This is a genomic window from Veillonella sp. VA139 (assembly GCF_003992005.1).
In the GTDB taxonomy this organism is placed as follows: domain Bacteria; phylum Bacillota; class Negativicutes; order Veillonellales; family Veillonellaceae; genus F0422.
Genome location: NZ_RQVL01000042.1, coordinates 1 through 8777, shown reverse-complemented (window position 1 = coordinate 8777; position 8777 = coordinate 1). Strand labels below are relative to the sequence as shown.

Below are 8777 nucleotides of genomic sequence, written 5' to 3'. Positions count from 1 at the left end.
AGAAAAGAAAAGTAACGGATGGTTACAAGCAATTAAACATGGTGGACGCAGGATTCTTTAGTAACGAGGAACCCTCTATTAAAGCTAGGCAATTATTTTTCCAACAAAAAGTTGACACCGTCCATATGTTACCAAAATTTGACAGGTTTTGCTATTTTAGTATATAGTTAATAGGCTAGTATAATCTTATCTAAAAGAGAGAGGTGCACTTGCATTGCTATGCCCTTTTATGATAAAATACATATGTTATATTAGTAGTAAACACTTTGGAGGTGGAAACAAATGGCAAACCTTTGCGAAGTATGTGGTAAATCCACTACTACGGGTATGAATGTTTCTCATTCCCATATCCGTTCCAAACGAACTTGGAAACCAAACATCCAAAGAGTACGAGCAATTGTAGACGGCGAAACTAAACGAGTTAACGTTTGCACACGCTGCCTTCGTTCTGATAAAATTACACGCGCGTAAGATTTTGAAGGTACATGTACTCAAAAAAGAGGCTATCAGTCAGGAAGAATATTCTTCAATACTGATAGCCTCTTTTGCTATATCTAACTTTATTATAGTACTGTATTACTTAGACCCACAAAACACAGGGTTCATTATACCCTAATAATAGTTCATCATGTGTACTCCTTAAATACTTCTCGAATCACTTCATCCCCTGCATGAATATCATCTGAAACGGTAAACAATCCGTTTCCTAATCCAAACTGTATCGGTTGTGGTACATCTTTTATTAATTTTATTTCTGCTACTGTATCCTCATCTTGTAAAAAAAATGGAATCCGCCGCTCCATCAGTTAGTAATTTTACAAGGGCTTTTAATTCTTCATTCTGACTAATATTTATAGTACACATTCTCTCACCTCCTCTTTTATCATATGTTTTAGTTTTATTATACGCCTAACATTATAAAAAAGTAAGTATTTCTCTATTTTACTATCTTATGTAAAAAACTTTCTCCTACAAATGATTCAGTAACCCCAAAGTTTTCCAATATGGTTTGTCCAATATCGGCAAAGCTACTTCTATCACCTAAGTCTATAGGCCCTGTAAAAGCTGGTGAATACGCCAAAAGGGGCACGAGTTCCCGTGTATGCTCTGTTCCCTTCCAAGTCGGATCATTACCATGGTCTGCCGTAATGAGTAATAAATCATCTTTCGTCAATAATTCTAGCAATCCCCCTAGCTGGTAATCAAACATTTCTAGCTCACGGCCATAACCTTGTACATCACGACGATGTCCATATAAGCTATCGAACTCCACTAAGTTCACCATCATGTAGCCATAGTTAAATCTATTTCCTGACGTAGTATCAAATACATTTTGTATACTATGCGTACTACATGTGCTATCTGCACTATGGGAACTATCCACACCATGCCCCGACAAAGCAGCCACCAAGTTCATGCCATGAGAATTAGATTTCGTTGGATAGGATTGATCCAAACCGATATGCGCGTATATATCTCCAATCTTTCCTACTCCTATGGTCGGTACCTTCGCATCTTGTAGAGCTTGTAACACGAATCGCCCTTCCGGTAGTCTACTATAATCATGACGATTTGAGGTGCGTACAAAATGACCTGGATCTCCCACAAAGGGACGAGCAATGATCCGTCCTACATAATAATCCCCAATACATACTCGTTCCCGTGTAATTTGGCACATCTTATATAAGTCCTCTAAAGGGATGACACTTTCATGGGCCGCAATTTGGAATACCGAATCGGCAGACGTATACACAATAGGTTTTCCCGTTCTCATATGCTCTTCCCCAAGGCGCTCAATGATCTCTGTCCCCGATGCCGCTTCATTGCCTAGGAATCCATAGCCAGTTTCCTTCGTAAAAGTATCCATCAGTTCCTGTGGAAATCCATCATAAAAGGTTGGGAAAGGAACTTTCACAGGATGTCCCATCATTTCCCAATGACCACTGGTAGTGTCTTTTCCTGTACTTTGTTCATGCATGCGACCAAAGGCGCCTACTACTGTATCTTGTTGCGGTGTAATATCTGCAATCCTGCCGATGCCTAATTTTCGTAAATTCGGAATCTGCAAAGGTCCCACCGCCTCTTCTATGTGCCCCAATGTATTAGCTCCCGCATCTCCAAAGCGTTCCGCATCGGGACTATGACCAATCCCTACACTATCTGTAACAATCGTAATAATTCGTTTAAACATAGAGACCTCCTCTCTATCGCCGTTCATATACAATCTATGCCTAGGAAGTTACACTCCTAGGCATCCTTTGATAATCCATGCCATGTTCTCGTAACACACAGGTCTAAGAATCACTTTTCCAAACATACATTTACTATTGTATATATGGCATAGCTAATAACAAGGCAGATAAGGTTTTGCTATCCTTAATCTTTTCATCCTGAATGCGTTGTAATAATTCATCAAAGGTATAGCGCTCTACCTCCACATATTCATCTTCATCCCAATGGATTTCCCCTTTGGAAAGTCCTTTTGCCACATATAAATGGATGACTTCATTGCAAAATCCAGGAGACGTAGCAATAGTGCCAAGACTAATCCATTCAGAGGCGATGATACCGGTTTCTTCTTCTAGCTCACGTTTAGCACATACCAATGGATCTTCCCCAGCATCCAATTTACCAGCTGGAATTTCCAATAAATAATCGTTCAATGCATAGCGGAACTGTTTTTCCATAATGATACGATTGTCTTCATCAATGGCTACCACAGCACTAGCCCCTGGATGGTGAACTACTTCACGCCATGCTTCCTTGCCATTCACATCAGCAATATCGTATGTTACTTTTATTAATTTACCATCGAATTTCATTTCCGATGAAAGTTTACGTTCTTGCATGGATCCTCCTTAATCTTCAACACTCATATGAGAATCATCAGATCATGTAATCTGTTTAATACTAACCGTCGCAAAGTCTTGATAGAGCATGCTCATATTCCATATGGCAGATTTGTCCAATGCCGCCAAATAATGGCTTTCAGTATACCCCTTCTCTTCCATACATTCATATTCATAGAGTAATCGTTCTAACTCTAAAATTACCGCATACTCATGCTTACAATGCCCCTCACAATAGCATGTACATGCTATCCCACTAATATTATCAGATTCAAAGGTAAACGTCACTTCATAATATTCAGACCCTCGAACGATAGCGTACCCCTCTGTCTTATCTATACAAATATAGACCACTCGTTCTTCCTTAAAATAGAGTTCTCCTCTTTCAGCACGCTTAGAATCTAGAGGTAAATGATATCCCTCATATGCTGGAAATGGTGCAAAATCATGTATGGGAATACATGGCCCATCGCCTAGTGGAGATAGGAACCATGGTCTAATTTTTTCTCGATGCAGAGACTCTGTATCATAGGTGACCCACATGTGCTCCAACATCTGAAAGTCCCCAAACACATCTGTATCTACCTTAGCAATCACACGTTCATACTTAGAAGGGCGGATTTTACAATAATATATAACATCTTTTACCATACCCAACTTATCTTGCATAGGTCCAGATACACGCACAAAATCCCCTTCATAGACGTCTATATATTCACAAATATACGTGCCATACTCATTGGAATTATCAAACCCTACCTCTACTAAATACCGTTCAGGATGCAATGGTGTGATGCAATTACCATGTATGCCTATATCTGGATATAACTTGGATTTTTTCTGCTCTATACAATCTGGATCGAATGGTTGCATGATATGTCCTTTCTGAGGAAGATAATTACTCACATTCATTTAAAATAATCTCTTTTAAATGAGGTTCTAGTCTACTTATTACACCTGTTACCAAGGCATTCCCCATCATAAAATATCTATTTCGCTTTGTCATTCCTGTATTAGTCCAATTAGGCGGAAACATCTGTAGTAACTCCGCTTCAACTTCTGTAATAGTTCTATACTTTTGAGAATCTTCATCTAACACAATATGAGATGATCGATTAGCGGTTCCTTCGCTAGTTAGCATAGTTCGACCTGGAACATCCACATCATCAGGAAAGTTCATGCTCCCCTCTGAATAATAATATATACCACCATCAGGACGCACTCGTTCAATTCTTTTTCCACCTTTTAGATATTTCCATTTTTCCACTTTATCATCACTAATAGTATAGGAAGTATACGGTTGTATTTCATGCTTCTTTGCAATATCTATTACCTTTTTCAGCGGATATACTTCTTCAACAATAGATTCTATATCACTGTTATAAATTTCACCATCCGCCATATAACCTGATAATAAAAATTTACCTTGGTTATAACTATCACTAACTTCGACAATATCCTTATACTGTTGTATATGTTTTTGAACTAAATTTTTTGAAAGTTTTTGCACTGGAAAAATACTATTAAAAAACTCATGATGATAGAACCACTCTTCAACACCAATTTCTTGAATCTTTTGTTGAATAGTATTTGCATAAAAGGTATCTCTTTTATAAGCAAAAATAAATACTCTTCTACGCTTTTGCGGCATCCCATAATCAGCTGCATTAATGACTCGCCAATGAACGTGATACCCTAACTCATCAAATGTTTTTAACATAATGGCAAAGTCACGACCTCTTTGATTAGCAGGTGACTTAAGCAATCTATCTACATTTTCTAATACAACAAAGGTTGGCCGTTTTTTTTCTATAACATCTTTTATATCCCAAAATAAAACGCCTTTTTTACCCTCTATACCTTTTTCCTTAGATAATGTTCTCGCTACAGAATAATCTTGACATGGAAATCCACCAACTAATAATGTATGATCTGGTATAGTATTTTTATCTACTGTATTAATATCTTGATTACTATGATTTCCCACACCAAATCGAGTAGTATAACAATTAATTGCTGGTTGTACTTTGGTAGATGGTTCCCACTGATTAGCCCACACAAAATTCCAATCACCTTGCTCAATGGCAAGACCTGTCTCGGAATTAAATTCATTTACATGATTAAGACCAACCCGAAATCCACCAACACCCGCAAATAGTTCAACTACGGTCAGTTTCATTACTTTCTCCTTTTGAATTATCCTAATCACATACTCTAATTAATAGATTAAGAAAATTAGATTTTACTAGTAATTGTTTTTAATACACCATTGGATAAATCATTAATATTATATAAATTTGGTAAAACTTCAAATGTTTCCCGCAAGTTATTCTTAGCTTTATGCCAGCCTTTTCCATCAGTAAACCACATAAACTCTACATTAGGAATATTCTTAGTTTCTTCAGTAATCATTTTGTATGATCGTGCTGTTTCATTTAACTTAGACCCGCCTGTAGCATAAAAGTTAACTTCAATTAAATATAACGTTGTATCAGATTTAATCACATAATCAAATCGCTTTTGAGTTGTGCCTTCATTTGTGATATCAGATAAGTCGACATTAAAGCGTTCTTCAATTTCATTTTGGTATATTTCTTTAAACATGGTTTCTCCCATGACATATCCTTCCTGCTCAAGGTATTGTTGAACAATAGCTTCCATTGAATGACCAGTTCTGTTTTTACGTCCATTCGTATCCATGCCTACTTCTACACCTGTTACATAATCTAATAGACTTGCAACTAAATGATGTTCTAGTAAATCATATATCCCTGTTTTCTCCATAAATAAAGAGTATTCTTCAGGTGTATAATCATGTTTTCTGAAATCGAAATAAAAATCTTTATCTGGGTCTTTTACAACAACAATGTCTTTAAGTCTTTTAGCAATAATAATAGGAACAGCTCGTAGCACTTCTGGATACTCTTCATATAGTTTTAAGAAATCCTGTTTAATATTCTTACTTCCTATTAAGCTATTTAAAAGGCATAATGGAATTTTAATATCATTGACATTTTCATATACTTTTTCAAAATCTGTATAATATGTCCAGCTTGCCACTGAATCAGTCATCGTATCTAACCATTCATCAAAGTTTCTTAAGACCACGTTTTCTCTCCTTCATGCTCAATTCTTTTTATTGCTATATCTAAATACTCTTTTTCTGCATCTATTCCAATAAAACGACGACCTAAACGCTTTGCTACTACGCCAGTAGTACCGCTACCCACGAAAGGGTCTAAAATATAGTCTCCCTCTTTTGTGCTCGCCAAAATGATTCTTTCCAATAAATACTCTGGTTTTTGCGTTGGATGTTTTCCTGCCCATTTTTCAGCTACTTTTGTCAATGGCCCTGTCCATACATCTTTCATTTGTTTACCTGAATTGATTGACTTCATCAGCTCATAATTATAATAATGTCTTGCTCTTTTATCATTTTTACGTGCCCATAATAAAGTTTCAGTAGAATGTGTAAAATATCGACAGGATAGGTTCGGGGCTGGATTTGTTTTTTGCCAAGTAATATTATTTAAAATTTTATAACCTTCTTGTTCTAAGGCCATACCAACAGAATAAATATTATGATACGTTCCAGAAATCCATATTGTTCCATTAGGTTTTAAGATTCTTCTACACATTCTAATCCAAGTACGATTAAAGTGATGCTTATCTTCTAAAGAGTTGATTTTATCCCAATCACCTTTATTAACAGACACAACATGCCCACCTGAATTTGAAATACCATCATTACTTAAAAAATATGGTGGATCCGCAAAAATCATATCGATGCTATTATCTTTCATTTTTTCTAAAAAAGAAAATGTGTTTTCACAAATTAAAATAGAACTTTCTTTATGATAATACGGTGTTATCATATTTTCCTCCTTAAATATGTCATGGTTCATAATTTGTTACTAAAATCTCCTTTATCTTTCCTCGGCTCTTTTGTGTGGCTCCATTAGTTCTCACTACATCAATTAAGTGTACATTAAAATCAGCATATAGCTCTTGTGTTAGCTCACTTGCAGAATTTGAAAGCATAACATAAGCGCCTCTATGAGTTAATTCTTTTACCGTATCTCTTAATCTAACTTGGTCTTCATAAGAAAAACCCTCATGTGTATAAGATGTAAATGAGCTTGTTTCATTTAATGGAATATATGGAGGGTCAAAATACACAAAATCGCCTTCTTTTACTAATTCTACAGCCTTATAAAAATCTCCTTCAAGAATCGCAATATTATTATTATTTAAATACGAACTTATATTATAAATTAGTTCTTCATCCACAATTTTAGGATTTTTATATCTACCATAAGGCACATTGAATTGATTTTTACTATTAACACGATATAATCCATTAAAATCAACTCTAAGCATATACATAATCCTTGCAGCCCGCTCTACATCACTTAGATTCGCATATGTACTATCTCTGTCCCATGATCTTACTTCTAAATAGTAATCCTTGCTATTCTTATCCCTATGTTCAGATAATAAGGCGAGTAAATCATTGGGATTATTTTTTATCATTTGGTAGCAATTAATTAATTCTGTATTAAAATCATTAATAATAGCAATCGTTGGTTGCAACTCAAATAAAACAGCTCCACCACCAACAAATGGCTCAAAATAAGTATTAAATTGTTTTGGTTTATTGTCTAATATAACTGGCAGAAGCTGACGCTTGCCACCAGTCCATTTAGTAAAAGGTTTTAAATTCATAATATAACTATTTATCCTATAAATAAACTCTAAAACAAAGAAAATATAAAAAAACTATCAAATTTTATCTAAAAGAATAAGCTAGATAAACATAGGGTAATATGTATAGTTAAATCAAAAACCTCTTTCTTCACATAGTTTGTCAAGCACACCACACTTCATTCCTCTCATAAAGTTTGCGGAACTCTCAACTGATTCATCTTCTATTAGTAATGTATATACCCCTAATCTTTTAATTCTTTTTCCAAGTACTGTTTTCTTTTTATTTTCTTCAGCGAGCATTCCCATATATAAAATAGAGAATAAAATTTCTATATCAATACTATCCTCACCATAACATGATGCAAGGTTACTAATTAACTCAAATACTTCAGTATCTAACTCTTTACCTGTTTTGTCATAGAATGAAATAAAATCTTTATATATTTTTTCAGCCCCATATTTATGTGAAAGTTCCTTTAAATCCCCAAAATAATCCATATCCTTAGGAGCTGATCGTTTTCCTTCTTCATCAGTAATGTATACACACCATCTATCAAATTTGCCTTGACCAAACTCTAAAGCTACTCCATTTCTAAAGTTTCTTACTTTTTCTCCCATAATTTCCTCCACATGATTAAGTTTTTGTATTACAATATCTTTTATTATAACATAATAAGTTTCTATTGTTTTGTAAATGTAATCTTGTCATCTACAACTTCCTGTTCTGCCCTGTGGGTTTTCTTCACTCCCTTCAGTCGTGGAAAACCTTACGGGCCGAACTAAGCGATGCTCTATGATTTGCGCGTCGCTACGCTCCTTCAAATCATGAGCCCTGCTTATCCCAGGCATATTGCATCCTTCCATAGATACTACTTGAAACATATTGGCTGGAAACGGCTTAGTAGAATTAAGAATATTAATTAATAAAGAAAGAGCACCCTATTGGGTGCTCTTTCTTTATTAATCAGCGACTTCCTATCCTCCCAGGCCGTTTCCAGCCAAGTACTTTCGGCGTTTACGAGCTTAACTACTGTGTTCGGGATGGGAACAGGTGGTTCCTCGTAGCCATCATCACTGAATTTGTCAGGGTGTTCCCTGAAAACTACATAGAAAGATAATATATTAACTTACAAGTTTATTCTTAAGTAAAGCCCTCGATCTATTAGTACCAGTCAGCTCCATGCCTTACAGCACTTCCACACCTGGCCTATCAACCATGTC

The 8777-nt window shown here is 35.5% G+C and carries 10 protein-coding genes and 1 rRNA gene; 1 reads left to right on the top strand and 10 read right to left on the bottom strand.

Annotated elements, in window-relative coordinates; translation table 11 throughout:
- Positions 1 to 282: 282 nt before the first annotated feature.
- Positions 283 to 471, top strand: coding sequence for a 50S ribosomal protein L28 (rpmB, locus tag EO125_RS09555; RefSeq protein ID WP_038144954.1), 189 nt, complete (start codon positions 283 to 285; stop codon positions 469 to 471).
- A 155-nt stretch (positions 472 to 626) separates the two neighbouring features.
- Here the strand turns inward: rpmB and EO125_RS09900 are convergent, their stop codons facing one another.
- From EO125_RS09900 to rrf, 10 genes are all read right to left on the bottom strand, one after another.
- Entirely contained in the window at positions 627 to 803 is a 177-nt protein-coding gene (locus EO125_RS09900) for a hypothetical protein (RefSeq protein WP_164726505.1), read from the bottom strand.
- 134 nt (positions 804 to 937) lie between these two features.
- The gene (locus tag EO125_RS09550) at positions 938 to 2191 is read right to left on the bottom strand and encodes a phosphopentomutase (RefSeq protein ID WP_127148696.1); all 1254 of its coding nucleotides are present in this window, start codon (positions 2189 to 2191) and stop codon (positions 938 to 940) included.
- Positions 2192 to 2324: 133 nt separating this feature from the next.
- Positions 2325 to 2849, bottom strand: coding sequence for an NUDIX hydrolase (locus tag EO125_RS09545; RefSeq protein WP_127148695.1), 525 nt, complete (start codon positions 2847 to 2849; stop codon positions 2325 to 2327).
- Positions 2850 to 2891: 42 nt separating this feature from the next.
- Entirely contained in the window at positions 2892 to 3722 is an 831-nt protein-coding gene (locus EO125_RS09540; protein ID WP_127148694.1) for an SWIM zinc finger domain-containing protein, read from the bottom strand.
- 25 nt (positions 3723 to 3747) lie between these two features.
- Positions 3748 to 5028: a DNA (cytosine-5-)-methyltransferase gene (gene dcm, locus EO125_RS09535; protein ID WP_127148693.1), complete on the bottom strand. Its 1281-nt coding sequence runs from the start codon at positions 5026 to 5028 to the stop codon at positions 3748 to 3750.
- 56 nt (positions 5029 to 5084) lie between these two features.
- The gene (locus EO125_RS09530; RefSeq protein ID WP_127148692.1) at positions 5085 to 5957 is read right to left on the bottom strand and encodes a type II restriction endonuclease; all 873 of its coding nucleotides are present in this window, start codon (positions 5955 to 5957) and stop codon (positions 5085 to 5087) included.
- Positions 5948 to 6724 (bottom strand): site-specific DNA-methyltransferase, encoded by a 777-nt coding sequence (locus EO125_RS09525; RefSeq protein WP_164726504.1) that lies wholly within the window; start codon positions 6722 to 6724, stop codon positions 5948 to 5950. Before EO125_RS09525 ends, EO125_RS09530 begins: the two co-directional genes overlap by 10 nt.
- A gap of 19 nt (positions 6725 to 6743) precedes the next feature.
- The gene (locus EO125_RS09520; protein ID WP_127148690.1) at positions 6744 to 7574 is read right to left on the bottom strand and encodes a DNA adenine methylase; all 831 of its coding nucleotides are present in this window, start codon (positions 7572 to 7574) and stop codon (positions 6744 to 6746) included.
- A gap of 114 nt (positions 7575 to 7688) precedes the next feature.
- Positions 7689 to 8174, bottom strand: coding sequence for a hypothetical protein (locus tag EO125_RS09515; RefSeq protein ID WP_127148689.1), 486 nt, complete (start codon positions 8172 to 8174; stop codon positions 7689 to 7691).
- Between the two features lie 344 nt (positions 8175 to 8518).
- A 5S ribosomal RNA gene (gene rrf, locus EO125_RS09510) occupies positions 8519 to 8635 on the bottom strand.
- Between the last annotated feature and the right edge of the window lie 142 nt (positions 8636 to 8777).